The organism is Leifsonia williamsii, from assembly GCF_030433685.1.
Lineage (GTDB): Bacteria > Actinomycetota > Actinomycetes > Actinomycetales > Microbacteriaceae > Leifsonia > Leifsonia williamsii.
Genome location: NZ_JAROCF010000001.1, coordinates 1,631,711 through 1,656,833 on the forward strand (window position 1 = coordinate 1,631,711; position 25,123 = coordinate 1,656,833).

General features: G+C 73.7%; 14 protein-coding genes. 13 read left to right on the forward strand and 1 reads right to left on the reverse strand.

The window, feature by feature from the left end:
• Window positions 1-2: 2 nt before the first annotated feature.
• The 12 genes from P5G50_RS07690 to P5G50_RS07745 all read left to right on the forward strand — a co-directional run bounded on the left by P5G50_RS07690 (window position 3) and on the right by P5G50_RS07745 (window position 21,609).
• Window positions 3-1,019, forward strand: a complete 1,017-nt coding sequence (locus P5G50_RS07690; protein ID WP_301211267.1) for a hypothetical protein — start codon at window positions 3-5, stop codon at window positions 1,017-1,019.
• Between the two features lie 38 nt (window positions 1,020-1,057).
• Window positions 1,058-3,316 (forward strand): MMPL family transporter, encoded by a 2,259-nt coding sequence (locus tag P5G50_RS07695; RefSeq protein ID WP_301211265.1) that lies wholly within the window; start codon window positions 1,058-1,060, stop codon window positions 3,314-3,316.
• Between the two features lie 33 nt (window positions 3,317-3,349).
• Window positions 3,350-4,114 (forward strand): alpha/beta fold hydrolase, encoded by a 765-nt coding sequence (locus P5G50_RS07700; protein WP_301211263.1) that lies wholly within the window; start codon window positions 3,350-3,352, stop codon window positions 4,112-4,114.
• Window positions 4,115-4,207: 93 nt separating this feature from the next.
• Entirely contained in the window at window positions 4,208-5,686 is a 1,479-nt protein-coding gene (locus P5G50_RS07705; protein WP_301211262.1) for an NAD-dependent succinate-semialdehyde dehydrogenase, read from the forward strand.
• Window position 5,687: 1 nt separating this feature from the next.
• Window positions 5,688-6,878, forward strand: a complete 1,191-nt coding sequence (locus tag P5G50_RS07710) for a thiolase family protein (RefSeq protein WP_301211259.1) — start codon at window positions 5,688-5,690, stop codon at window positions 6,876-6,878.
• 34 nt (window positions 6,879-6,912) lie between these two features.
• Entirely contained in the window at window positions 6,913-7,686 is a 774-nt protein-coding gene (locus P5G50_RS07715) for a 3-hydroxyacyl-CoA dehydrogenase (protein WP_301211257.1), read from the forward strand.
• Window positions 7,687-7,796: 110 nt separating this feature from the next.
• Window positions 7,797-9,305 carry an FHA domain-containing protein gene (locus tag P5G50_RS07720; protein ID WP_301211255.1) on the forward strand — a complete coding sequence of 503 codons (1,509 nt, stop codon included), beginning with the start codon at window positions 7,797-7,799 and terminating at the stop codon, window positions 9,303-9,305.
• Window positions 9,302-11,092 (forward strand): serine/threonine-protein kinase, encoded by a 1,791-nt coding sequence (locus tag P5G50_RS07725; RefSeq protein ID WP_301211254.1) that lies wholly within the window; start codon window positions 9,302-9,304, stop codon window positions 11,090-11,092. The genes P5G50_RS07720 and P5G50_RS07725 overlap by 4 nt, the downstream gene beginning before the upstream one ends.
• Window positions 11,089-16,872 carry an Ig-like domain-containing protein gene (locus tag P5G50_RS07730; protein ID WP_301211251.1) on the forward strand — a complete coding sequence of 1,928 codons (5,784 nt, stop codon included), beginning with the start codon at window positions 11,089-11,091 and terminating at the stop codon, window positions 16,870-16,872. The genes P5G50_RS07725 and P5G50_RS07730 overlap by 4 nt, the downstream gene beginning before the upstream one ends.
• A gap of 20 nt (window positions 16,873-16,892) precedes the next feature.
• Complete coding sequence (locus P5G50_RS07735; RefSeq protein WP_301211250.1) at window positions 16,893-17,930, forward strand: AAA family ATPase; 1,038 nt, start codon at window positions 16,893-16,895, stop codon at window positions 17,928-17,930.
• Complete coding sequence (locus P5G50_RS07740) at window positions 17,927-19,102, forward strand: DUF58 domain-containing protein (RefSeq protein ID WP_301211248.1); 1,176 nt, start codon at window positions 17,927-17,929, stop codon at window positions 19,100-19,102. The genes P5G50_RS07735 and P5G50_RS07740 overlap by 4 nt, the downstream gene beginning before the upstream one ends.
• Window positions 19,099-21,609: a transglutaminase domain-containing protein gene (locus P5G50_RS07745; protein ID WP_301211246.1), complete on the forward strand. Its 2,511-nt coding sequence runs from the start codon at window positions 19,099-19,101 to the stop codon at window positions 21,607-21,609. Before P5G50_RS07740 ends, P5G50_RS07745 begins: the two co-directional genes overlap by 4 nt.
• On the opposite strand, the gene P5G50_RS07750 is transcribed toward P5G50_RS07745, so the two are convergent.
• On the reverse strand, window positions 21,604-23,052 hold the full coding sequence (locus tag P5G50_RS07750) for a helix-turn-helix domain-containing protein (RefSeq protein WP_301211244.1): 1,449 nt from the start codon (window positions 23,050-23,052) through the stop codon (window positions 21,604-21,606). The genes P5G50_RS07745 and P5G50_RS07750 overlap by 6 nt on opposite strands.
• Window positions 23,053-23,165: 113 nt before the next feature.
• Here P5G50_RS07750 and P5G50_RS07755 point away from each other — a divergent pair, with 113 nt between their 5' ends.
• On the forward strand, window positions 23,166-25,046 hold the full coding sequence (locus P5G50_RS07755; RefSeq protein ID WP_301211243.1) for a phosphoenolpyruvate carboxykinase (GTP): 1,881 nt from the start codon (window positions 23,166-23,168) through the stop codon (window positions 25,044-25,046).
• Window positions 25,047-25,123 lie beyond the last annotated feature (77 nt).

Consider the following 25,123-nt stretch of genomic DNA (forward strand, 5'->3'; position numbering starts at 1 on the left):
GGATGCTCCTCCCTGCGTGGTCCCGCTCGCGCCACGGACGCGCCGTCGCGCTATCGGCCGTGCTGGTTCTGGCGTGCGGAGGCGCACTGGGGTCCGGTGTGGCCGTCGGGCGTGCGCAGGTGGTGGAGGCGGATCGGCCCGCCCTCGTCGCCCGGCAGTATGCGCAGGCCATCGCGGCGGGCGACGCGGCCACTGCGAACCGGCTCGCACGCGTGCCGGCAGACCAGGCGGGCCTGAGGACGGACGGGGTGCTCCGGCATGCCGAGCGCATCCGCATCACGAGCATCCGCGCCGAGGCCGCCGCTGCCGGAGCCGAGCGGAGGGGCAGGGTGGCAGCCTCCTTCTCGGTCTCCTACCTGCTCGGCGGGACGCGCCATCGCGGCCGGGTCGGCGTCGCCGAGGATGGCCGCGGCTGGCACATCTCCCGTGGCCTCGCGGTGGCGGTGCCGTCCCTGCCCCGAAGCGGCAGCGGCGTGGGGGTGGAGGGAGCGGCGGCGCCGCTCGCCGACGGCGCCCTGGCGTATCCGGGCCGCTACTCCCTGACCGCGGGCAAGCGCCTCTTCGTGTCGACGGGGGAGGCCGCCCTCACGGTCGCCGACGGGCATGCGTCCTTCGGGGCAGGGTTCGGCATCCATCCCAGCCCGGCGTTCGCCGCCGAGGTGCAGCATGCGGTGGAGGCGCGCCTCGCCCAGTGCGCCGCCCTCACCTCCTTCGACGCGGTGACGTCCTGCGGCATCGCGCTCGACGAGCCGAGCCGCGCCGACCCCGCCCGTGCCGAGGTCGCCGTGACGGAGCGCGAGGCGCCTCGGGTGGAGGTGGCGGCCGACGGCGGTCCGACCGACTTCGTGCTGACCGGCGGGCGGTTCACCGCGCGGGTGCGTGGGCCGGGCCCCGGTGGGAGGGTCGTCGAGACGGTCGCGGGGTACGTCGGCGACCTCCGCCCGCGCATCGGGCTCGACGGCGACCGGGTACGCGTGGACTTCGACGGCCCCCTGGCAGAGCCGGATAATACGCGCTAGGCTGATTACTAACTTATCTAGCTAAATCGGGAGGCGCCATGACCGGGACCAGCACGACGCAGTCGTCCGCCCCGCCGCGCTGGCTGCGCATCGTGGTGCCGACGGTACTGCTGCTGGTCTGGCTGGCCGTAGCGGGAATCGGCGGCCCGACGTTCGGCAAGCTGTCCGGGGTGTCGAGCAACGACCAGGCGTCGTTCCTCCCTGCGAGCGCCGAGTCGACCGAGGTGCAGGAGTGGCAGAAGCGCTTCACCGACGCCGAAGCCGTCCCCGCCATCGTCGTCGTGGAGTCCGACGACACCATCCCGACGTCCTCCCTCCGCGACTACGCGGCGCTCGGTGAGAAGCTCGGGCAGGTGGAGGGTGTCCAGGCAGCACCGAGCGGCGAGAGCACCAGCGTGGCCGGCCCCATCCCCTCCGAGGACGGCAAAGCACTCGAGTTCATCGTGCCGGTGGCCGACACCGAGAACGCGAAGACCGTCGTCGCCGACCTCCGCACTGTGGTCGCGGACGAGCTGCCCGACGGCACGACAGGGTGGGTCACCGGTCTGGCGGGCCTCACCGCCGATCTGGTCAACGCGTTCGGCGGCATCGACGGCATCCTGCTGCTGGTGGCGGTCGCCGCGGTGTTCGTCATCCTCCTGCTCGTCTACCGCGCGCTGCTGCTGCCGTTCCTGGTGCTCATCACCTCGATCTTCGCCCTGTGCGCGGCCATCCTGTTCGTCTACCTGTTCGCGCTGTGGGGCTGGATCAGCCTGAGCGGGCAGAGCCAGGGCATCCTGTCGATCCTCGTGATCGGGGCCGCGACCGACTACTCCCTGCTGCTCGTCGCCCGCTACCGGGAGGCGCTGGAGCAGGTGGAGTCGCGCTGGACCGCCGTTCTGCGGGCCTGGCGCTCGGCGTTCGAGCCGATCGTCGCTTCGGGCGCGACCGTCATCCTGGCGTTGCTGTGCCTGCTGTTCTCCGACCTCAACTCCAACAAGAGCCTCGGGCCCATCGCGGCCATCGGGATCGTGTTCTCGCTGCTGGCGGCCCTCACGCTCCTGCCCGCGCTGCTCGCGGTGTTCGGCCGGGCGGCCTTCTGGCCGTTCCGCCCGCTCTACCAGGCCGATCACACGCGCCGGCACTCGCACGAGAATGGCCAGCGCCTGGCCGGGCTGGAGGGGGTGCGCGGCATCTGGCTGCGCGTCGGCCGGTTGATCGCCTCCCGGCCCCGCATCACGTGGCTCGTGTCGTTCGTCCTGCTGGCGGCGTGCGCCCTCGGCCTCACCCAGTTGAAGGCCAACGGCGTGGCGCAGACCGACGTCATCCTGTCGCAGTCCGACGCCGTCGACGGCCAGGCGGTGCTCGCGAAGCACTTCGACGCCGGGTCCGGCTCGCCCGTGCTCATCGTGGCACGCGAGTCCGACGGTCAGGAGGTGCTCGACCGCGCCGAGCAGACCGACGGCATCGCAACGGCCTCCTTCTACAGCGGCGACGCGCGCCCGCAGCAGGGCGGCCCGGCGCCGGAGCCCGTGGTGAGGGACGGCAAGGTGCTGATCCAGGCGACCCTGGAGGCAGAGCCCGATTCCGAAGCGGCCGAGAAGGTGGTCCGCGAGCTGCGTGCGACCCTCCCGAGCACCGATCCCGACGTCCTCGTCGGAGGCGTGACCGCCGTCGCCCTCGACACCAACGACACCGCGCAGAGCGACCTGCTCAAGATCATCCCGATCGTGCTCGCGGTCATCCTGCTGATCCTGATGCTGCTGCTGCGCTCGATCGTCGCGCCCGTGCTGCTGATCGGCAGCGTCGTGCTGTCGTACGCCGCTGCGCTGGGCGTGTCCGCGCTCGTCTTCAACGGGATCTTCCACTTCCCGGGCGCCGACGCGTCCGTCCCGCTGTTCGGGTTCGTGTTCCTCGTCGCGCTCGGGGTCGACTACAACATCTTCCTGATGACGAGGGTGCGCGAGGAGTCGCTGCGCATCGGCACGCGACCGGGCATCCTGCGCGGGCTCGGCCTCACCGGAAGCGTGATCACCTCGGCCGGCATCGTGCTCGCCGCGACGTTCGCGGCGCTCGCGGTCATCCCGATCCTGTTCCTCGTGCAGATCGCGTTCATCGTCGCCTTCGGCGTACTCCTCGACACCGTCCTGGTGCGCTCGCTGCTGGTGCCGGCACTGTCGTACGACATCGGGCGGGCGATCTGGTGGCCGTCGAAGCTGTGGCGGACCGATGCCCATCGCGGGCGCGCCGAGGTCGCGGAGCGCCCCGAGGAGCCGGCCCCTCCGACGGCGGTGCAGCACGCGGAGGTCGCGGACTAGCTGCCCGGCGCACCACGGCCCAAGATGGGAGGCATGGCGCTCAGCGAGACGAACGACGGCCGGGCCGTGCACCTCCATCGCGATCGTCACCCCGGCGCGGACCCCGTCCTGCTGGTGCACGGCTTCGCCACGACCGGAGCCCTCACCTGGGAGGCGACCGGCTGGGTGGAGGCGCTCGCAGCGGGAGGCCGAGGGGCACTCGTCCCCGACCTCCGCGGCCATGGACGCAGCGACAAGCCGCACGACCCCGCCGCGTACTCGCCGGACCTGCTCGCCGCAGACCTGCTCGCGATGCTCGACGAGGAGGGGCTCGCCGCCGTCGACGTGATCGCCTACTCCATGGGGAGCTGGGTCGCGCTGGCGCTCGCACGGCTCGCTCCCGACCGGGTGCGCCGGCTCGTCGTCGGCGGCATCGGCACCGTCGAGCAGTTCGGCCGCTGGGGCGTCTCGGCCGTGCAGGCGTCGGTCCGCGGCGACGTCGTCATGCCGGAGGCCGAGTCCCCGATCGCCCCGCTCGTCGCGTCGCTCCGCCGGGCCCCCGACGTCGACAGGGAGGCGCTGGCGGCGTGCGTCGCCGGCATGGCGACGCACCCGCTCCCGCTCGGCCCGACGGTGCCCGCCCTGCTGGTGGCCGGAGACGCGGACCCGGTCGCCGAGGACGCCGACGTCGCCGCCGGCATCCTCGGCGCCGAGCTCGTGCTGCTGCCGCGGCGCAACCACGTCACGGCGCTCAGCGCGCGGGGGTTCAAGCAGGCGGCGCTCCCGTTCCTCGGCATTCCGGCTGCCGGTAGCCGATAGCGCACCCGGGCAGGAGTCGTACGATGTGCGGGGCAGGGCGGCTCAGAAGGCGGCCCGCCGACGAAGCCGGTCCGACCGAAGGAGACAGAACCGATGGCTGCAGCGACCATTGACGAGGGCGCACTGCTCGACCGCGTCCCGGACGGCCTCTACATCGGCGGGGAGTGGACGCGCGGCTCGGCCGGCACCCTCACCGTCTACGACCCGGCGACCGGGCGCGTGATCAAGGAGATCGCCGACGCCTCGCCCGAAGACGGCGGGCGCGCGCTCGACGCGGCGGTCGCGGCCGCTGACGCATGGGCGGCCACGGCCCCGCGCGTGCGCGGCGAGATCCTGCGGAAGGCGTGGGAGCTGCTGCAGGAGCGCCGCGACGACTTCGCCCTGCTCATGACGCTCGAGATGGGCAAGCCGCTCGCGGAGGCGAATGGCGAGGTGACCTACGGCGGCGAGTTCCTGCGCTGGTTCTCCGAGGAGGCCGTTCGCATCTCCGGCCGCTACGGCACCAACCCCGAAGGCACCGGCCGGATGATCGTCTCGCAGCATCCCGTCGGCCCCTGCTTCCTCATCACGCCGTGGAACTTCCCGCTCGCGATGGCCACCCGCAAGATCGCGCCGGCGCTCGCCGCGGGCTGCACGGTCGTCGTCAAGCCGGCGGAGCTGACCCCGCTCACCACGCTGTACTTCGCTCAGCTGCTCGCCGACGCGGGCCTCCCGGCGGGCGTGCTGAACGTGATCACGACCTCCACCTCGGGAAAGGTGTCGGCGCCGATCATCGCCGACCCGCGCCTGCGCAAGCTGTCGTTCACCGGCTCGACGGAGGTCGGCCGCACGCTGCTCCAGCAGGCGTCGGAGAACGTGCTGCGCACCTCCATGGAGCTGGGGGGCAACGCTCCGTTCGTCGTGTTCGACGACGCCGATCTCGACCGCGCCGTCGACGGCGCCATGCTCGCGAAGTTCCGCAACATCGGCGAGGCCTGCACGGCCGCGAACCGGTTCATCGTCCACGAGGACGTCGCGGAGGAGTTCGCGCTGCGCGTCACCGAGCGCGTGAAGGCGATGAAGATCGGCCGTGGCACCGAGGAGGGCGTCACGATCGGCCCGCTCATCAACGAGGGCGCCGTCGACAAGGCGAGCGAGCTGCTCCAGGACGCCGTCACGCGCGGGGCCTCCGTGCTCACCGGCGGGTCGCGCGTCGACGGGGCCGGTACGTTCTTCGAGCCGACCGTCGTGACCGACGTGCGGCCCGGCAGCGAGATCCTCCGGCAGGAGATCTTCGGGCCCGTGCTCTCGATCGTGCGCTTCCGCGACGAGGACGAAGCGGTCAGGATCGCGAACGACACCGAATACGGCCTCGTCTCCTACGTCTTCACGAAGGACCTCGCGCGCGGCCAGCGGATGATCGAGCGCCTGCAGACGGGCATGATGGGCCTCAACGTCGGCGTCGTCTCCAACGCGGCGGCGCCGTTCGGCGGCGTGAAGCAGTCCGGTCTCGGCCGGGAGGGAGGACTCGAGGGCATCCACGAGTACCTGTCGACGAAGTACACGCTCACCCCCGACCCGTTCGGAGCCTGACATGGCGCGCAGCGAAGCCGTCATCGTCGACGTCGTCCGCACTCCGTCGGGCCGCGGAAAGCCGGACGGCGAGCTCTCCGACATCCACCCTGCCGACCTGCTCGCCGGCGTGCTGATCGAGCTGACCACCCGCAACGGCCTCGACCCCGCGCTCGTCGACGACGTGATCGGCGGATGCGTGACGCAATCGGGCGAGCAGGCAGGCAACGTCATCAGGACGGCGGTGCTCAGCGCCGGCTTCCCCGAGAGCGTGCCCGCCGTGACCGTCGACCGGCAGTGCGGCTCCAGCCAGCAGGCGGCCGCGTTCGCCGCGCAGGGCGTCATCGCCGGCGCGTACGACATCGCCATCGCGTGCGGGGTGGAGTCGATGAGCCGTGTCCCGATGGGCTCGAACGCGGGAGGGGCGGCACTCGGCGGAGCGCTGCTGCACGCCCGCTACCCCGAGGGGCTGGTGAACCAGGGCGTCGCGGCCGAGCTGATCGCGGACCGCTGGGGGTTCTCGCGGGCCGAGCTCGACGACTATGCCGCGCGGTCGCAGGCGCGCGCGGCGGAGGCCGCGGCCGGCGGGGCCTTCGAGCCCGAGCTGGTCGCGGTGCCGACACCCGACAGCGGCAGCGTCGTCGCGGACGAAACGATCCGGCCGGGCACCACGGCCGAGCGGCTGGCATCGCTGCCGCCCGCGTTCCGCACGGACCGGTTGGCGCAGCGCTTCCCGCAGCTGGAGTGGCGCATCACCGCCGGCAATTCGTCGCCCCTGACCGACGGCGCGTCAGCCGCCCTGATCATGAGCCGCGAGACGGCCGACCGGCTGGGCCTGCGCCCGCGCGCCCGCTTCCACTCGTTCGCGGTCGCCGGCAGCGACCCGCTGCTCATGCTCACCGGCATCCTCCCCGCAACGCGCAAGCTCCTGGAGCGCAGCGGCGTCGGGCTGGACGAGATCGACGCCTACGAGGTCAACGAGGCGTTCGCGCCCGTCCCGCTGCTCTGGCAGCGCGAGTTCGGCGCGGAGCCGGGCCGGCTCAACCCGCACGGCGGCGCGATCGCCCTCGGCCACGCGCTCGGCTCCTCCGGCACCCGTCTGCTCGCCACGCTGGTGAACGAGCTGGAGGCGACGGGCGGCCGGTACGGCCTGCAGACCATGTGCGAGGGCGGCGGGACCGCCAACGCCACCCTCATCGAAGTGCTGCGCTGAGCCGCGCTTCGCCACCTGCGACGGAAGGACCACCATGCGGATCGACGGATGCTCGGCGCTCGTGACCGGAGGGGCCAGCGGGCTCGGCAACGCGACGGCGCGCGCTCTCACCGAGGCGGGCGCGCACGTCGTGCTGGTCGACCTCCCCACGTCGGAGGGCGAGAAGGCGGCGATCGCCCTCGGCCCGACCGCGCGCTTCGTCCCCGCCGACGTCACCGACGAGGCGGGCGTGCAGGAGGCGGTGGCGACAGCCTCGGCGCTGGCGCCGCTCCGGATCACGGTCAACTGCGCGGGGATCGCGACAGCGGCGAAGGTGCTCGGGCGCGACGGCGTCCTCCCGCTCGCCGACTTCGAGCGGGTGGTCAGGGTGAATCTCGTCGGCACGTTCAACGTGGTGCGCCTCGCCGCGGCCGCGATGGCCGAGACCGAGCCGGTCGCGGGGGAGTACGGGGAGGAGCGCGGCGTCATCGTGAACACCGCCTCCGTCGCCGCGTTCGACGGCCAGATCGGCCAGCCGGCCTATGCGGCGTCGAAGGGCGGGGTCGCGTCCCTGACGCTGCCGCTGGCCCGCGAGCTCGCCCGGCAGCTGATCCGCGTGGTCACCATCGCGCCCGGCATCTTCGAGACGCCGATGATGGCGGGGCTCCCCCAGGCGGCGCAGGAGTCGCTGGCCGCCCAGGTGCCGCATCCGTCCCGGCTGGGCAAGCCCGCCGAGTACGCGGCGCTCGTGCGCCACATCGTCGAGAACGCCATGCTGAACGGCGAGACCATCCGCCTCGACGGAGGCATCCGCATGCAGCCGCGCTGATCCCCTCGGATTGTTTGTGCTGATATTTGCAATGAGGTATCCTTGCCCGAGTCCGGGTAAGTGCGCGCCGACCCGAGAGCGCGCGCCCGGCGGATGTGGAGATCTATGCGATGCCGGCGATCGAGTACCTGAGGGGCGACCACTACGTCATCGCCTCCGGCGACATGGTGGCTCTCTGCGACGCCCGAACGCCCAGCGCGATCGTCGCCCAGCTCTACGCGGCCGTGAACGACGGCGGCCTCGACGCGACCCGCGTCATGCAGTCCGTCCTCGACATCGACATGTCGGAGGTCTCCTCGCTCGCTGTCGTGACGGAGGGGGAGAAGCACTGGCATCTGCTGGTGCGTGGTGACGCGCACGTCGACGTCCTGACCCTCGACGGCACGTGGACGGTCGACGCGCCGGGCGTGCTCACCTGGTCCGAGAGCACCATCGAAGAGGCCGACGGCTTCATCCTCCGGTTCGCCGCCGCGGTGCCGGAGCAGGGCGACGTGTACCCGTTGGAGGGCGGCATCGTCGCAGGCGATTGCGCCTTCCTCCCGGTCACCGAGCACGCGCGCGCCGCGATGGCCGCGGCGGAGGCCGCCGCCGCGGCTCCCGCGGTCTCGGCGACCCAGTCCGTCTCCGCTCAGGAGGCCCGCATGCGGCAGGGCGTGCCCGGCCCCGCGATGCCGGCTCCCTCCCTGCAGCCGGCGATGCCCGGGCAGGCGGCGATGCCGTCGCCGGCCGTCGGAGTGCCGACCGGCCCCGGCCAGGCGATGCCCGTCGCCATCGACGAGCGCTCCGGTCCTCCCTACAACGAGGAATACGTCGACGCCGGCAGCCGCTGGGTGGCGGAGCAGGCGGCCATGCCGCAGCCGTCGCCGTGGAACGAGGCGGCCGTCCCCACGGCCTTCGGAACGTCGAGCCCGCAGCCCGGTGGCATCGCGCCGGACGCGCACCTGCCGCAGCCCATCGTGCCCGCGACCGGGTACGCCCGCGGCTACGGCCAGGTCGCCGCTCCCGTCATGCCGGACCAGCCGATGGGGCTCTCGCAGCCGATGGGGCTCTCGCAGCCGATGGTGCTCTCGCAGCCGATGGGCTTCGCGCAGCCGATGGGGCTCTCGCAGCCGTACGGCGCTCCGGCTCCGGCAGCCCTTCCCGGCGCCCACTCCCAGCCGCAGCCGCACCTCCAGCCGCAATCGCACTCGCAACCGCACTCGCACTCCCCGCACGCGTCCGCTCCCGTGGCGCAGCCGGCCGCCCCCTCGCACCCGCAGGGCGACTCCGGCGGGTTCGACACCATGACGCTGGTGCTCTCCAGCGGCAGTGTCGTGACCCTCGACCGGCCCGTCGTGCTCGGCCGTGCACCGCAGCAATCGGCTGTCCCCGACGTGATCAATCCGCGGCTGGTGCCCTTCATCCGGGCGTCCGACGAGGTCTCGCGCACCCACCTGCTGATCGAGCGGGCGGCCGGCGAGGTGTACGCGACCGACCTCGGCTCGCGCAACGGCACGATGGTCGTCCCGGCCGGCGCGCAGCCGTACCGGCTGGGGGCGGGGGAGCGAGCGCGCGTCGCGCTCGGCACCCGCCTCGACCTGGGCGACGGCTCCATCGCGACGCTCGAGGCCGCGAGGTGACTCCGCCTCGCAGCACGACGCCGCCGCCCGCGCTCGACGGCTACGAGTACCGGGGCGTTCTCGGCTCCGGCGGTTTCGCCGAGGTGTTCCTCTACGAGCAGCGGCTCCCGCAGCGCATGGTCGCCGTGAAGGTCCTCAACGACGGCACGCTCGCCCCCGGCGTGCGCGAGCAGTTCGAGATGGAGGCGAACGTGATGGCGCGGCTGTCGCAGCATCCCTCGATCGTCACCATCCACCAGGCCGGCGTCGCGGGCGACGGCCGGCCGTACATCGTGATGGAGTACTGCCCGCGCGAAGGCTACGGAGCACGGTTCCGCCAGGTCCGCATCCCGCTCGACGAGGTGCTGCGCGTGGGCGTCCGGCTCGCCGGCGCGCTGGAGACGGCGCACCGCGCGGGCATCCTGCACCGCGACATCAAGCCCGCCAACATCCTGGTCACCAACTTCGGCTGGCCGGCACTGACCGACTTCGGCATCGCGACCGTCGCGGGCAGCGAGCCGAGCTCCGGCGGGCTCAGCGTGCCGTGGGCGCCGCCGGAGCTGTTCACCGACGACGCCCCGTTCGACGTGCGCAGCGACGTCTTCTCGCTCGGCGCGACCCTGTACTCCCTGCTCGCGGGCCGGTCGCCGTTCGAGGTGGTCGGCGGTTCGAACTCCTCCGCGGAACTGATGGCGCGCATCGAGTCCGCGCCGCTCGCTCCGACCGGTCGGCGCGACATCCCGGACCGGCTGGAGGCGCTCCTCCACGCGACCATGGCCAAGAGCCCCCACGAGCGGCCGAACTCCGCCATGGCCGTCGGTCGCGCCCTGCAGCGCATCGAGACCGCCTGCGGATTCCAGCAGACCGCGATGGAGGTCTCCGACCTCTCCTCCGTGCAGCCGTCGCCGGCGGCGCCGGTCACGCCGGCCGCCTCCGGTGGCGCGTTGCACGAGGGCCGCATCCGCCCTGTGGTGCAGATCCGTCCGGAGGACGGCGAGCAGCATCCCCCGACCGCCGTCACGCCCACGGTGAGCCCGGTCGACGAGGCGACGCGCGCCGCTGTCCGGCCCGGCTCGAATGCGTCGGCGGCCCGCCCCTCCGCGTCGCCGGTCGATGAGGTCACGCGTGTCGCGGTACGGCCGAGCAGCGGCTCCGGCACTGCTGCCTCCAGCGGCCCTGCGGCACCCGCCGGACGAGCGAAGAAAGCGGGCCGGAAGCGCGGCCGCTCCCGCGACCGCGCTGCAGCGACGCGCGACGCGGCGGCCTCCGCTGCGCCCGGCTCCGCCGATGGCGGCTTCGCCGCTCGGGGCTCCGCCGCTCGCGAGGCGACGGACCCGGACAGCAGCATCGGCAAGCGCCGGCCGCTGCGCCTCGTGATCATGAGCGCGGCAGCCGCGGTCCTGCTCGTCGCCGGGGGCCTGGTCGCTTACAACGCGATCGCCTCCTCGCTCGGCGGACCGGCCGCCGCGTCCGACGGTTCCGACGGCTCCGGCGACACGCCATCGACGGAGGCGACGGACGCCTCCCTGTCCGCCGACGCGGTGCCCAGCCCCAAGGGGCTGACCGGCAAGAAGATGGCGGACGGCTCCGCGGTGTTCTCGTGGAGCAACCCCGACCCCGAGGACGGCGATCAGTACCTCTGGGGCATCTCCGGCACCGGCGTCGCGGCGGGCTTCCAGCTCGTCGGCCAGCCGTCGCTCACCATCCCCGCCGATCAGGCCACCGAGGGCCAGATCTGCGTCGACGTCTCCATCGTGCGCAAGGATCGACGGGCCTCCGTCGAGCCGGCCAGGGCCTGCGCGGAATGAGGGAGACGGTCCGTCGCCGCGTCCGCCGCTCCGTCGGCGCCGGCGTGGTGGTCGTCGTGGTCTCGGCGCTGACGGCGTTCGCGATCGTGAACCCCGGCGCGCCGGTGGCCCAGATCGACTCGAACGACGCCGGCGTGTGGCTCACCGACACCGGCGCGATGAAGGTCGGACGCTACAACCACCTCGTGGAGGAGCTCGACGGCGGTGTCGTCGCCACGGGCACGCCCTTCGACGTCATCCAGGACGGCTCGATGGTCCTCGTGACGCAGGCGAACACCGTGGCGGTGCTCGATCCGGCGACCGTCTCGGCGGCGGCTCCCGTCCTCCTTCCCGCCGCGGCACGCGTGAGCGCAGCGGCGGGCGTGGCCTCGGTCCTCGATGCCGACTCGGGCTCGCTGTGGGCGCGCCCCGCCTCCGCGCTGGGCGGGCTCGACACGCGCAGCGAGCGTCCGGACCTCCGGCTCGGCAGGGGAGCGGTCGCCGTGACCGCCCGCAGCGGCGCGGTCCTCGCCGCGGATGCGAAGGGGAGGGTCTCCCGCGTCGACGTCACGGCCGAGGGCGTCTCGCATCGCACCCTCGGGACGCTGGCGACGGCCGCCGGACGCAAGCCGGCCGGCGCCGCCACCGCGACGACGGTCGGCGACGACCTGTACGTGCTCCGCGGCTCCACGCTGGCCGGGATGACCGGGGCGGTCGACCTCTCCGCCTACGGTCACGACTTCGTGCTCCAGCAGCCCGGCCCCGCGCGCGACACCGTGGTCGTGGCGACGCCGACGGCGCTGCTCGAGGTCGCGGTCGCCTCCCGCCGGGTGACCACCGTCGAGCCGCGCGGAGTCGGTGTGCCCGCCGCTCCCGTGGTGGTCGGCGAGTGCGTCTTCGGCGCCTGGGCGACCACCGCCTCCAACAGCCTCATCGCGTGCGGCTCGCACCGTCCCGTCCGGCAGACCCTCAAGGAGGTGGCCGAGGGCACGCCCCTGGTCTTCCGGGTCAACCACGACGCCGTCATCCTCAACGACACCGCCTCGGGGAGGCTGTGGGAGCCGCAGCAGGACACCGAGGTCCGCCGACCGGACTGGGGCGGCATCGCGAACAACGACGACAAGGGCGACGAGAAGCGCGACGACCAGACCGAGCAGACCGACGACGGCGCGCCGCGCTGCGACGAGGAGCCGGCACCGCCCACCGTCGCCGCGGACGAGTTCGGCGTGCGCCCGGGGCGCTCGCGCATCCTTCCGGTGCTCGGCAACGACCACGCCTCGGGGTGCGGCGTGCTGGCCGTCGCCGACGTGGAGCAGCCTCCCGCCTCCTTCGGCAGCGTCACTCCGGTCTACGGCGGTCGCGCGCTCCAGGTCACCGTCGATCCCGCGGCGGTCGGCACCGTCACCGTCGGCTACACCGTCTCCGACGGACGACCCGGGGTCGAGCCCGTCCGTTCGACGCTCACGCTGACCGCTCATGCGGACGACCGCAACGCCGCCCCCGAGCAGACCGAAGCCTCCCCAGTGCCGGTCGGAGCGGACGCGGCCGTCGGCCTCGACGCGCTGGCGCGCTTCTCCGACCCGGACGGCGACGACCTCGTGCTCGTCGGCGCGCGCAGCGAGGACGGGACGGGCACGGTCGAGACCACGCCCGCGGGGACGCTGACGTACCGCGCGGCCGGAGCGCCGGTCGGCCGGCATCGGCTCGACCTCACGGTGTCCGACGGTCGCGAGACGATGACCGGGACGCTCGACGTCGACGTGCGCGCCGCCGGGTCCGTCGCCCCGACGATCCTGCCGAGCCTCATCACCGCCGACGCCGGACAGCAGGTGCGCGTCGCTCCGCTGGACTCCGTGCGCTCGGTGAGCGCGACTCCCGTACGGCTCGCGGGGGTCGAACCCGTGGACGGCGCCACCGTCACGCCGGATCTCGACGGCGGCACCTTCACCTTCTCGGCCCAGCAGCCCGGCTCGTATTACGTGCCGATCACCGTCGTGGCGGCGCCCCAGCAGGCGACCGGCGTCGTCCGCGTCGACGTGCGCGAGGCCCCGACCGACGCCACGCCCCGCACCGCCGTCGACGTGGTCGTGCTGCCGCGCGACGGCGGCACGGTGGTCGATCCGCTCGCGAACGACGACGACCCCGCCGGGTCCGTGCTCGTGCTGCAGTCCGTCGAGGCGGAGGACGGCGCGAGGGTGGCGGCCGTCATCGAAGACGGCGCACGGGTGCGCCTGTCGGCTGATCGCGCTCTCACCGCTCCGGCGACCCTCCGCTACACCGTCTCGGACGGCGCCGGATCGGCGGTGGGCGAGATCCATGTGCTGCCATACCCCTCCGGGACGGAGGCGCGCCCGCCGATCGTCCCCGACGTCACGGCCACGGTCGCGGCCGGAGGCATCGTCACCATCCCCGCGCTCGCGGGAGCACGGTCTCCGTCCGGCGGGGAGCTGCAGCTCGACGACACGCTCGTGGAGGCGCCCCCCGCCGACCAGGGGCTCCTGTTCGTCTCCGGCGACGTGCTGCGCTACCAGGCGCCGCAGCATCCCATGACGGTGACGGCGGTGTTCGCGGTGACGGACGGCGACGGCAACTCGGCCTCGGGGCGCGTCACGATCGACGTCCACGACGCGGATCCGGCGACCGACGCCGCACCCCTCCCGCGCGACGTGATCGCCCGGGTCCAGCAGGGCGGGAGCACGAGCATCGCCATCCCGCTGACGGGGATCGATCGCGACGGCGACGAGGTCACCCTCGTCGGCGCCGACACCGCGCCCGCCAAGGGCCGGATCACCGCCGTCGGCCCCGACAGCCTCCGCTACGAGGCCCTGCCGGGCGAGACCGGGACCGACGTCTTCCGCTACCTCGTGGAGGACGCCGCCGGCCACCGGGCGACCGCCTCGATCCGCGTGGGCATCGTGCCGGCCGTCGCCGCCTCGCACGTCGTCGCGGTCGACGACACGATCGCGGTCCGGCCCGGCACGACCGTGGCCGTGCCGGTCCTCGAGAACGACTCCGCCGGGCCGGGCACCTCCCTCGTGCTCGCCGATCGGCTCACCGCCGACGACGGACTGCGCGCTCGCGTCGTGGGCGACCGCATCCGTTTCACGGCCCCCGCCGAGGAGGGCGATCACCTGATCGGCTACACGGTCGGCGACCGGGTCGGCGGCACGGCCTCGGCCACCCTCGCCGTGCACGTGGCGTCGGACGCCCCGATCCTGCCGCCCGTCGTGCGCGACGTGGTGATCACCGCCGTGCAGGCGGCCGGCCGCAGCAGCGTGGTCGCCGACGTGCTCGCCGCGGCGGAGAACCCGGTCGGACCGGCGAGCGACCTCCGCGTCGCCGTGCACCCCTCAGCGCTCGCGTTCGCAACGCCATCCCGCGACGGGAAGGTGACGGTCACGCTCGGAGACCGCCCGCGGGTGGCCGCGGTCGCCGTCTCGAACAGGACCGCCCCCGATGGGGAGGCCACCGCGTACGCGTTCGTTCTCGTGCCGGCGAAGGACGGCGCCGTCCCGTCGGTGAAGACGGGCGCGAAGGCGCTGTCGGTGCTCTCGGGGGAGCGTCTGACGATTCCGCTGGAGAAGTACGTGTCCGTCCGGCAGGGCAGGACGCCGCGGGTCTTCGACCCCGCGACGGTGTCCGCGACCAAGGCGGACGGGTCCTCGCTCGTGCAGGACGACGGCACGCTCGTCTACCGGTCGGCCACGGGCTATGCGGGCCCCGCCTCCATCACCTTCCTCGTGAGCGACGGCTCGAGCGCCGCCGACCCCACGGCCGCGACCCGGCTGCTGACCCTCCCCATCACCGTGCGCCCGTCGGGTGTCGTGGAGCCGAGCTTCACGCCGGGCAGCGTGCGCGTCGCGCCGGCGGAGGCTCCGGCGCAGGTCGACCTCGGTGCGCTCACCGAGACCGCGGGCCCCCGGAGCGCGCTGAGCTACCGGCTCTCCGGGCAGGTGCCGTCCGGCATCACGGCCTCCGTCTCCGGTCGGACGCTCTCCATCGCCGCCGACGCCGACGCACGCCCCGGCACCTCCGCGACGCTGCGCGTGGAGGTGGGCTACGGCGGGGAGCGCCCGGTCGAGGGCACCGTCGAGGTCACCGTCGTGAAGAGCACCGCGCGTCTCGCCTCGGTGCGCGACGTCGAGCTGGACGGCGCCGAGGGCGAGTCGTACACGGTGAACGTGCTCGACGGCGCCCTGAACCCCTTCCCGTCCACGGCGCTGCGCGTGACGGGAGCGACCGTCGAGACCCCCGGCGGTGGCCGCGCCACGGTGGACGGCAGCCGGGTGACGGTCGCCACTGCCTCCGGGTTCACGGGGAGACTCGTCGTCGCCTTCACCGTTCGTGACGCCACCGGCGACGCCGACCGCGACGTGCGCGGCGCGATCCGCATCACCGTCCGCGGCAAGCCGTCCACGCCGGCCGCCCCGACGCTGGAGTCCGCCGCGACCGGCGCGCTCACCGTGCGCTGGTCGGCGCCCGCGAACAACGGCTCCCCGATCGAGGAGTACCGGCTCACCGGCACCGGCGGCATCACACGGAGCGTGGACGGCCGGGCCACCCAGGCCACGCTGACCGACCTTCCGCTCGGGCGCGACTACGCGTTCACCGTGCAGGCGCGCAACGCCGCCGGCTGGTCGGCGGTCAGCGCATCCTCCGCGCCGGTCACCCTCGACGCCGCGCCCGGGGCCGTGCCATCGGTCTCCCTGAGCGCCGGCGACGGGTCCGCCGTCGCCCGCTGGGGAGCGCCGTCGAACCCGGGCACGCCGCTCACCGGCTTCGACCTGCTCGTCTCGCCGGCGCCCGCGGGCACCGCGAACGGACGGATCACGGTCGACGGGTGGGCGACCTCCTATGCGATCGGCGGGCTCCAGAACGGTGTCGCGTACACGGTCATGGTCTCCGCGCGGAACCGCTCGGGGACGCCGGGGCCGTGGAGCGCCGCCTCCGCGCCGGCGACGCCCGCCGGAATGCCGGGCAAGCCGACCCTCTCGGTCGCGCGGGTCGAGCAGCCCTCGGGAGGCGCCTTCCGGGTCGACTGGGCGCCTGGCCGCTACAACGGGGCGCCGGAGACGTATGCGCTCCTCGTGAACGGCGCCCAGAGCGGCGTCGCGCTCGGCGGCTCCGGCGGCTCGGTGGTGGTGGGATCGCTGCAGAACGGCGCCCGCTACAGCTTCACTGTCGTCGCGACGAACCGGGTCGGCTCCACCAGCTCCGACGCACAGACGGCGAGCACCTGGGGCACACCCGGCAAGGTGACGCTTTTCGCCGCGGCGGCGGGCGCGCCGAACGCCGCGCCCGGCCAGGGGTCGATCACGGCGAGCTGGCGTCAGCCGACCGACACCGGAGGGGTCGCCCTCGAGAGCTACCGGCTGGACGTCTCCGGTCAGAACGGCGTGCAGCGCAGCCAGCGCGCTGGAGGCTCGGCCGTTTCGGCGACCGTCGCCGGTCTGCCGGCGGGCACCTACAGCGTGAGCATCGCCGCATGCAATGCCGGCGACGCCTGCGGTCCCGCCTCCACCATCGGGTCGGTGACCGTGGTCACGCTGCCCGACGCCGTCACCGGCGCGCAGTGGGTGTACGACGCGGGCCTCGGCGCCTACCACGTCTCGGTCGACCAGCCGTCGTGGAACGGCGGGACGAGCGGCACGATCCAGTACCGCGTCGGATCGGGCGCGTGGCTGAACGCGGTGGGCACGCGTTTCGACGTCCCCGCCGCCCCCGGCGTCCCGATCACGCTCACCCTGCGCGCCGTGACCTCCGCCGGCACCGGCCCGACCTCCACCTCCGTCCTCCCGTGAACCCGAAAGGCCCGACCGCCATGAACCCCGAAGACCTGATCGCCGCCGAGCCGAGTGCCGACCTGCCCGGCGTCCCCGATCTCGGCGCGTCGCCCGTCTCCGACGACCGGGAGTGGTTCTCGGCCGCGTTCCGCCGGCTCGTCGACAGCATCGGCGGGGTCGTGCTCGGCAAGGAGCAGGAGATCGCGCTCGTGGTGACGGCGATGATCGCGGAGGGTCACATCCTCCTGGAGGACACCCCCGGAACCGGTAAGACCTCGCTCGCGAAGAGCATGGCGGCGAGCATCGCGGGCGAGCATCAGCGCATCCAGTTCACCCCCGACCTGCTGCCTGCCGACGTCGTCGGCGTCACGATCTTCGACCAGCGCGAGCAGCAGTTCGTCTTCCATCCCGGTCCGGTGTTCGCCAACGTGCTGCTCGCCGACGAGATCAACCGGGCGTCGCCGAAGACCCAGGCCGCCCTCCTCGAGGTCATGGAGGAGGGGCAGGTCACGGTCGACGGCGAGACCTACGCCGCGCCGGCGCCCTTCGTCGTCATCGCCACCCAGAACCCGGTGGAGCAGGCGGGCACCTATCGCCTGCCGGAGGCGCAGCTCGACCGCTTCCTGATGAAGCTGTCGCTCGGCCACCCCGACCGGACGGCCGCGCTCGCCATCCTGAACGGCTCGGCGTCCCGGGGCCGCCCGACGACCGTGACCGAGCCCGTGCTGCGCGTGGACGAGGTGTCGCGGATGATCGCCGTCGCGGCCGCCGTGCACGTCGACGAGGCGGTGCTCGAGTACATCCTCACCATCTGCGACGCGACCCGGGAGGACCCGCGGGTGCGGCTCGGCGTCAGCATGCGTGGGGCGCTCGCCCTGGTGCGGTCCGCGAAGGCGATGGCGGCTTCGCGCGGGCGCGGCCACGTGCTGCCGGACGACGTGAAGGCGCTCGCCGGCCCGGTGCTCGCCCACCGCCTCATCCTCGATCCCGATGCGGAGTTCTCGGGTGCGACGGCCGCCGCGGTCGTGCGCGACATCGTCGAGGGCGCCGTGCCCCCCGCAGAGCGGGCGGCGTGACGGCGCGGGCCCGCGGCCCCGAGCGCAGCCGGCCGATCGGCGCGCCCGGCGCGGCGACGCTCGCCGTCGCCGTCGTGCTCGTCGCAGGCGGCCTCGTCGCCGGCTGGCTGGAGCTGGTCGTCCCCGGGCTCGCGCTGCTCGCGCTGCTCGTCACCGGCGCGCTGATGACGATCGGGCGGTCGGCGTACGACGTGCGGGTGGATCTGACCCGCTCGAAGGTCCGTGTCGGCGAGCGGGCCATCGGCCGCATCGTCGTGCTGGCCACCGGATCCCGGCGGTCGGCCCCCTCCCTCCTCACGCTCCCCGTCGGTGCGAACGCGGCCGACTTCGAGCTGCCGGGCCTGTCGCCGGGTCAGGAGTTCGACGAGTCGTTCATCGTGCCGACGGCGCGCCGCGGCGTGGTGCGGGTCGGACCGGTCGTGTCGCGGCGCGGCGACCCGCTCGGTCTGCTGCGGCGCACGGTGACATGGACGGAGCAGGAGACCATCCACGTCCATCCACGGACCGTGCGGCTGCCGCTGCTCGAGAGCGGCCGGCTGCGCGACCTGGAGGGCGACGCCAGCGGCGACATCGCCGACAGCGGCCTGAGCTTCCACGCGTTGCGCGAGTACGTCCCCGGTGACGACCGCCGCAGCGTGCACTGGCGCGCGAGCGCCCGCCTCGGCAACCTGATGGTCCGGCAGTACGACGACCTCCGGCGCACGCGGCTCGCCATCGGGCTCGCGCTCGACGAGTGGGAGTACGCGTCGGCTGCCGAGTTCGAGCTCGCGGTCTCGGCCTTCGCCTCGCTCGGCGTGGCGGCGGTCCGCGGGGGCACGCTCGACGGCGTCTTCGCGGGGACGACCACCCTGGGGCGCCCCGGGGAGGAGCGGCTGCTCGACGCCGGTGCGGCGGTGGCATGGGGCGACGGTGGCGGCCTGTCCGACGTGCTTCGCGGCATCCGCGACCGCGCGGCGACGGCGACCGCTATCGTGGTGATCACCGGCAGCCGCGTGGAGCGGCGGACGGTGTTCTCGCTCGCCTCCCGCTTCGGTCATCCGGCGCCGGTGACCGTGCTGGCCTGCGAGGAGGGCGTCGCCGTGCGCGCAGCCGCGCAGGGTGCGACGGCGTATCGCACGCTGGGTCGTCTCACGGACCTCCCGCTCGCGCTCGCGTCAGGAGGTGCGCGGTGAGCCGTCGTGCAGAGTCCGGCGGTCGTGCCAAGCGGCGCGGCCGTCGCGCGCCCGGGTACACCGCCGCCGGTGAGCGGCAGACCGTGCTGCGCGTCGTGGATGCCGCCGTGCTCGCGCTCGCCGTCATGGCGGCGTGCGCGCCGCTCGTTCCCGTCTACGGCGGGCTCGCGGCGGTGCCGGCCACCGTCGGTGGTGCGCTGCTCGGGGCGGCGGCTGCGGCCTCCAGCCGGCGCCTGCCGTTGCTCGTGTCGCTGGTCGGCCCGGTCGTCGCGTACGTGGTCGCCGGTACCGCGCTGTGCCGGGTCGACGGGTCCGTCGCCGGGGTGGTGCCCACCGCCTCGACGCTGGCCGTGCTCGCCCGAGGACCCGTGACCACGTGGAGCCGGGTGCTGACACTGCCCGCCCCGCTCGGTGACGACGCCGAGGCACTGATCGCCGCCCTCCTCATCGCGCTGGTGGGCGCGTTCGCGGCCTGCTCCGTGGCGGCCAGAGCGGCCGACGGGAGGCGCGCCCAGGCGGCCGCGCTGGTGCCGGTCGCCGTCATGGCCGTCTCCATGGTGTTCGCCTCGGACCGGTCGCTGGCCGCCGTGGGCGTCGGGGTGGGGATGGCCGCGCTCCTCGCCTTCTGGGCTGCGTGGCGCGCGGGGAGGCTGCGGACCCGGCGTCCGCTCGCCCTGATCCTCGCCGTGGCGGCGCTCGCCGGGGGTGGGGCGGTGGCGCCGGTCGTCGTGCGCGCCGAGCGACTGCAGGTGCGCGAGCAGGTGCAGCCTCCCATCGACCTCTCCGACCTGGCCAGCCCGCTGAGTGCGTTCCGGCGCTTCGTCAAGGACGGCGACCAGGCCATGCTGACCGTGTCCGGCCTTCCTGCGGGCGCACCTGTGCGGCTGGCGACGATGGACGCGTACGACGGGCTGGTGTGGAACGTGTCGGCGGGGCCGGCGGCTGGTGGTGCGCCGTCGGGCGACGCCTCGTCGGGTAGCGGGTCGGGCGGGGCCGGCGGGTCGAACGGCACGACCGGCGCCGGGACCCCCGATGCCGGATCGCCGACGAGCGGCTTCCGGCGCGTCTCCAGCGACGGTCGTGTGCCTGGGGCCTCGGGGACCGGCGACTCGACACCGTCCGCCGCTGGACGCCACGCGGAGGTCTCGGTGACCATCGGCGCGCTCGGAGGCGTGTGGGTGCCCACCGTCGGCGACCCCGCGGCCATCCGTGGCGGTGAGGGTACCTCGCTCGCCGGTCTGCAGGCCGACAGCGCGTCGGAGACGGCCATCCTGCCGCGCGGGCTCGAGCGCGGGATGCAGTACACGCTGGACACGCGATGGACCCCGCGGCCGAGCGACAAGGAGATCGCCGCCGCACTCGCGCAGGACGCGCCGCTCGCCGCGGTGAACGGCGCACCGCCTTCGGTCGCCGAGGCCGCCGCCGCGATGGGGCAGCCGGGAAGCGCTGACACGGGAGGGAAGGGCGCCGGGAAGAGTGCCGCTAAGCCCGCCGGCGGCGCGCTGGCCCAGCGGATCGCCGGCGAGCTCGGCAGCCGCGGCTACTTCAGCCACGGGCTCGTCGGCGACGGGGACTTCCCCTCGCTGTCGGGTCACGGCGCGGAGCGGATGACCGCCTTCCTCACCGGTGAGGTGATGGTCGGCGACGACGAGCAGTACGCCTCGGCGATGGCGCTGATCGCGCATCAGCTCGGGCTGCCCGCACGCGTGGTGATGGGATTCCGCACGCCGGAGGCCGACGGCGCGAAGACCGGCGACACCGCGACGACCGGCGCGGCCGCCACCACGACGACCTTCACCGGTCGCGACATCTCCGCCTGGGTGGAGGTCGACCTGCGCGGGTACGGGTGGGTGCCGTTCTCTCCGACCCCGCCCGAGAGCAAGCGGCCCGACAGCGCCGCGCCGCAGCCCACACCCGAGCCGACGAACCGGTCGCAGCAGGTGCCGCCGCGGCAGCCGGAGCCCTCCCAGGCTCCGGTGACGCGGGCGCAGGCCCCACCGGTGGACGACGCCAAGGCGCCGCGCGAGCAGGCCGACTGGCGGCCGGCCGTGCTGGTCGCGGGCGGCTCGGCTCTGGCGCTGCTCCTGCTGGCGGCGCCCTTCGCCGCCATCGTCATCGCGAAGGCGACGCGGAGGCGCCGACGGCGGCGCGCTGCGGAACCGCTGCAACGGGTCACCGGCGGGTGGGACGAGGTGCTCGCCCTCGCGACCGACCACGGCGTCGTGCTCGCCCGGACCGCGACGCGCACCGAGAAGGCGGAAGCGCTGGCGGAGCGCTGGCCGCAGGCCGGGCCGGTGCGGATCGAGGCGCTCGCCCACCACGCGGACACCGCGGTGTTCGGCGACGGCCGGACGGAGTCGGAGGAGGCGGAGCGGTTCTGGGCGCTCGTCGACGAGCTGCGGGCCGAGGTCCGTGCCGGCTCCGGGTGGCGGCGCCGACTGCGTGCGCGGTTCTCGCTGCGGTCGCTGCGGCGGGCGCGCAGGAAGCCTCCCGGCCGCTCCTCATGACGCCGAGTGCGCCTCCAGGAAGGCGTAGACCTCGGTGTCGTCCACCCCGGGGAACGAGCCCGATGGGAGCGGTGACAGGATGTGCGCGTGCAGCCGGGCGCTCGGCCAGGCGCGGCCGGCCCAGCGGCCGGAGAGGTCCGCTGCCGGGCGCTTGCAGCACGACTCGTCGGGGCAGCGCGACTCGGCGCGTGCCGTCGTCTCGCGACCGCGGAACCACTTCGCCTGGTCGAACGGCACGCCAACGGTGATCGAGAAGCCGCCCTCGGCGGTCGAGCCGGTCTGCGTGGCGCACCAGTAGGTACCGGCCGGGGTGTCGGTGTACTGGTACAGCTCCGTGGTCCGGTTGGTGTGCGTGAAGGCGCTCCGCGCGCCCCACTTGCGGCAGACGATCTGCCCCTCGATCGAGCCGGTGACGTCGGTCGGCAGGGGCAGGTCGTCGTTCTCGTAGCCCTTGTAGAGGGCACCGTCGTCACCGACGCGGAGGAAGTGCAGCGTCATGTCCAGGTGACTCGTCGCCAGGTTGGTCAGCCGCAGGGCCGCCGCTTCGTGGGTGACGCCGAAGGCGTCGCGGAAGTCCTCGACGGCGATGTCCTTGTCGCGCTTCGCCTGCTGCAGGAAGGCGACCGCGGCCTCCCGCGGCATCAGGCAGCATGCCGCGTAGTAGTTGATCTCGAGCCGCTGCCGCAGGAAGTCGGCGTAACTGTCGGGGCGCTGGTGGCCGAGCAGGCGGTGCGCCATCGCCTGCAGCGCCATCGAGCGGAGGCCGTGTCCGCCGGGGATGGATGCCGGGGGCAGGTAGATGCGGCCGTTCGCGAGGTCGGTGATCGAGCGGGTCGAGCGCGGCAGGTCGCCCGCGTAGATCAGCTCGAAGCCGAGCTGCTCGGCCATCACGCTCACCTCGCGGTGGGTGAGGGCGCCGCGGACGTGGCCGGAGGCGCGCACCCGCTCCTCGGCCAGCTGCTCGATCTCGGGCATGTAGTTGTTCTGCGCGCGCATCCGCTCGCGCAGCTCCGTGTTGGCGCGGCGAGCCTCCTCCGGGGTGGCGATCGCCTCTGTCGCACGGCGGGCGAGCTCCCGGTGGAGGCCGACCAGCGCCTCCAGCGTCTCCGTCGGCGTTCCCTTGGTGGGCTTCACGGCGGGCAGGCCGAGCGAGCTGTAGAGCGGGCCGCGCTGGATGCGGGTGAGCTCCAGCTCGAGCGCTGACCGCTCGTCCGGCGGTTCGGCGGAGAGCAGGTCGGCCAGGGTGACGCCGAGCTCGCGCGCGAGCGTCGTCAGGAGGGTGACGCGCGGCTCCCGCTTGCCGTTCTCGATCAGGGAGAGCTGGCTCGGCGCGACGCCGGCGGCGGCGCCCAGCTCGTCGAGGGTGAGTCCGCGACGGGTGCGGAAATGGCGGAGGCGGTGCCCGAGGGTGGCGGCGTCGGCGACAGCGGTGTCGGGGTCCATGGCTTTCACGATAGCGAAAGAATCGCGATTCTTTCACGCAGATTTCTGGTTTCGGACGGCCAAACCTCGCAGATGCTGGGTTCATCACCGATTCTTGACGAGAGGACCCCGGAATGACGATCGCCGACCTCCGCCCCGCCGACCCCGCCGACCTTGACGACCACGTCGACCACGACCCCGTGGACGGCGCTCACGACCGTGCGGACGGCACCGACGCGTTGCACGCCTGGGTGGACGACATCGCCGCCCTCACCCGACCGGACGAGGTCGTCTGGTACGACGGCTCGCCCGCCGAGACCGACCGGCTCACCAAGCTGCTCGTCGCCGAGGGCAAGCTGATCAGGCTCAACCCCGAGTGGCGGCCGAACAGCTTCCTCGCGCGCACGGACCCCGGAGACGTCGCCCGGGTCGAGGACCGCACCTTCATCTGCTCCGAGGACGCCGACGACGCCGGCCCGACCAACAACTGGCGCGAGCCGGAGGGGATGCGCGCGGAGCTGCGCGACGTCTTCGCGGGCAGCATGCGCGGCCGCACGATGTACGTCGTCCCGTTCTCGATGGGGCCGCTCGGCGGTCCGCTGTCGCAGCTGGGCGTACAGGTCACCGACTCCGCCTACGTCGCGGTGAGCCTCGGGATGATGACCAGGGTCTCCCCGGCGGTCGTCTCCCTGATCGAGGCGGGCGCGCCGTGGGTGCGCACCGTGCACAGCGTGGGCGCTCCGCTCGTCGGCGCGGACGGCGTGCGCAGCGAGGACGTCGCGTGGCCGTGCAACGAGACGAAGTACATCGTGCAGTTCCCGGAGACGCGCGAGATCTGGTCCTACGGCTCCGGGTACGGCGGCAACGCCATCCTGGCCAAGAAGTGCTTCGCGCTGCGGATCGCGTCGGTGATGGCGCGCGACGAGGGCTGGCTGGCCGAGCACATGCTCATCGTCAAGGTGACCTCGCCGGAGGGGCGCGTCTTCCACTTCGCGGCGGCGTTCCCGTCGGCGTGCGGCAAGACCAACCTGGCGATGCTGAGCCCGAGCATCCCCGGCTGGACGGTCGAGACCGTCGGCGACGACATCGCCTGGCTGCGGCAGGGACCAGACGGACGGCTCCGGGCGATCAACCCCGAGGCGGGCTTCTTCGGCGTAGCGCCGGGGACCGGCGAGAAGACCAACGCGACGGCGGTCAGCACGCTCTGGGGCAACACCATCTTCACCAACGTGGCACTGCGCGACGACGGCGACGTCTGGTGGGAGGGGCTCACCGACGAACCGCCCGCCCACCTGGTCGACTGGGAGGGGAAGGACTGGACGCCCGGCTGCGGGCGCCCGGCAGCGCACCCCAACTCCCGCTTCACCGTGAGCGCCGCGCAGTGCCCCACCATCGCCGACGACTGGGACGCCTTCGACGGCGTGCCGATCGACGCCATCCTGTTCGGCGGTCGGCGTGCCACCAACGTGCCGCTCGTGGCGCAGGCCCGCGACTGGCGGCACGGCGTCTTCATCGGCGCCACGGTCTCGTCGGAGCAGACCGCTGCGGCCGAGGGGACGGTCGGGGAGCTGCGCCGCGACCCGTTCGCGATGCTGCCCTTCTGCGGGTACAACATGGCCGACTACTGGGCGCACTGGCTGAGGGTGGGGGAGCGGCTGGGCGAGCACGCGCCGGCGGTGTTCCAGGTGAACTGGTTCCGCAAGGGCGACGACGGCCGGTTCCTGTGGCCCGGATTCGGTGAGAACGCCCGCGTGATCGAGTGGATCGCGCGGCGGGTCGAGGGGAGTGCCGGCGCGGTCTCGACACCGATCGGACGCCTCCCGGTCGTCGATGAGCTCGACCTCGACGGGCTCGACCTGCCGGAGGAGGACGTCGCCGAGCTGTTCGAGGTCGACCGCGCGAGCTGGCTGGCCGAGTGCGACCTCACCGAGGAGTTCTTCGACCGCTTCGGCTCACGGGTGCCGCCGGCGCTGCGCGCCGAGCTCGCCTCCCTGCGGTACCACCTCCGCGGCTGACCCGCCGGGTAACCGCCGAGTACGCGCGAATTACAGCGAAAACCGCCGAGTACGCAGAGTTTCTGCGTACTCGGCGG

Excerpts from the sequence above, each read along its gene's own strand:
- P5G50_RS07690 (WP_301211267.1), top strand. The coding sequence starts at position 3 with ATGCTCCTCCCTGCGTGGTCCCGCTCGCGCCACGGACGCGCCGTCGCG.
- P5G50_RS07695 (WP_301211265.1), top strand. The coding sequence starts at position 1,058 with ATGACCGGGACCAGCACGACGCAGTCGTCCGCCCCGCCGCGCTGGCTG.
- P5G50_RS07700 (WP_301211263.1), top strand. The coding sequence starts at position 3,350 with ATGGCGCTCAGCGAGACGAACGACGGCCGGGCCGTGCACCTCCATCGC.
- P5G50_RS07705 (WP_301211262.1), top strand. The coding sequence starts at position 4,208 with ATGGCTGCAGCGACCATTGACGAGGGCGCACTGCTCGACCGCGTCCCG.
- P5G50_RS07710 (WP_301211259.1), top strand. The coding sequence starts at position 5,688 with ATGGCGCGCAGCGAAGCCGTCATCGTCGACGTCGTCCGCACTCCGTCG.
- P5G50_RS07715 (WP_301211257.1), top strand. The coding sequence starts at position 6,913 with ATGCGGATCGACGGATGCTCGGCGCTCGTGACCGGAGGGGCCAGCGGG.
- P5G50_RS07720 (WP_301211255.1), top strand. The coding sequence starts at position 7,797 with ATGCCGGCGATCGAGTACCTGAGGGGCGACCACTACGTCATCGCCTCC.
- P5G50_RS07730 (WP_301211251.1), top strand. The coding sequence starts at position 11,089 with ATGAGGGAGACGGTCCGTCGCCGCGTCCGCCGCTCCGTCGGCGCCGGC.
- P5G50_RS07735 (WP_301211250.1), top strand. The coding sequence starts at position 16,893 with ATGAACCCCGAAGACCTGATCGCCGCCGAGCCGAGTGCCGACCTGCCC.
- P5G50_RS07750 (WP_301211244.1), bottom strand. The coding sequence starts at position 23,052 with ATGGACCCCGACACCGCTGTCGCCGACGCCGCCACCCTCGGGCACCGC.
- P5G50_RS07755 (WP_301211243.1), top strand. The coding sequence starts at position 23,166 with ATGACGATCGCCGACCTCCGCCCCGCCGACCCCGCCGACCTTGACGAC.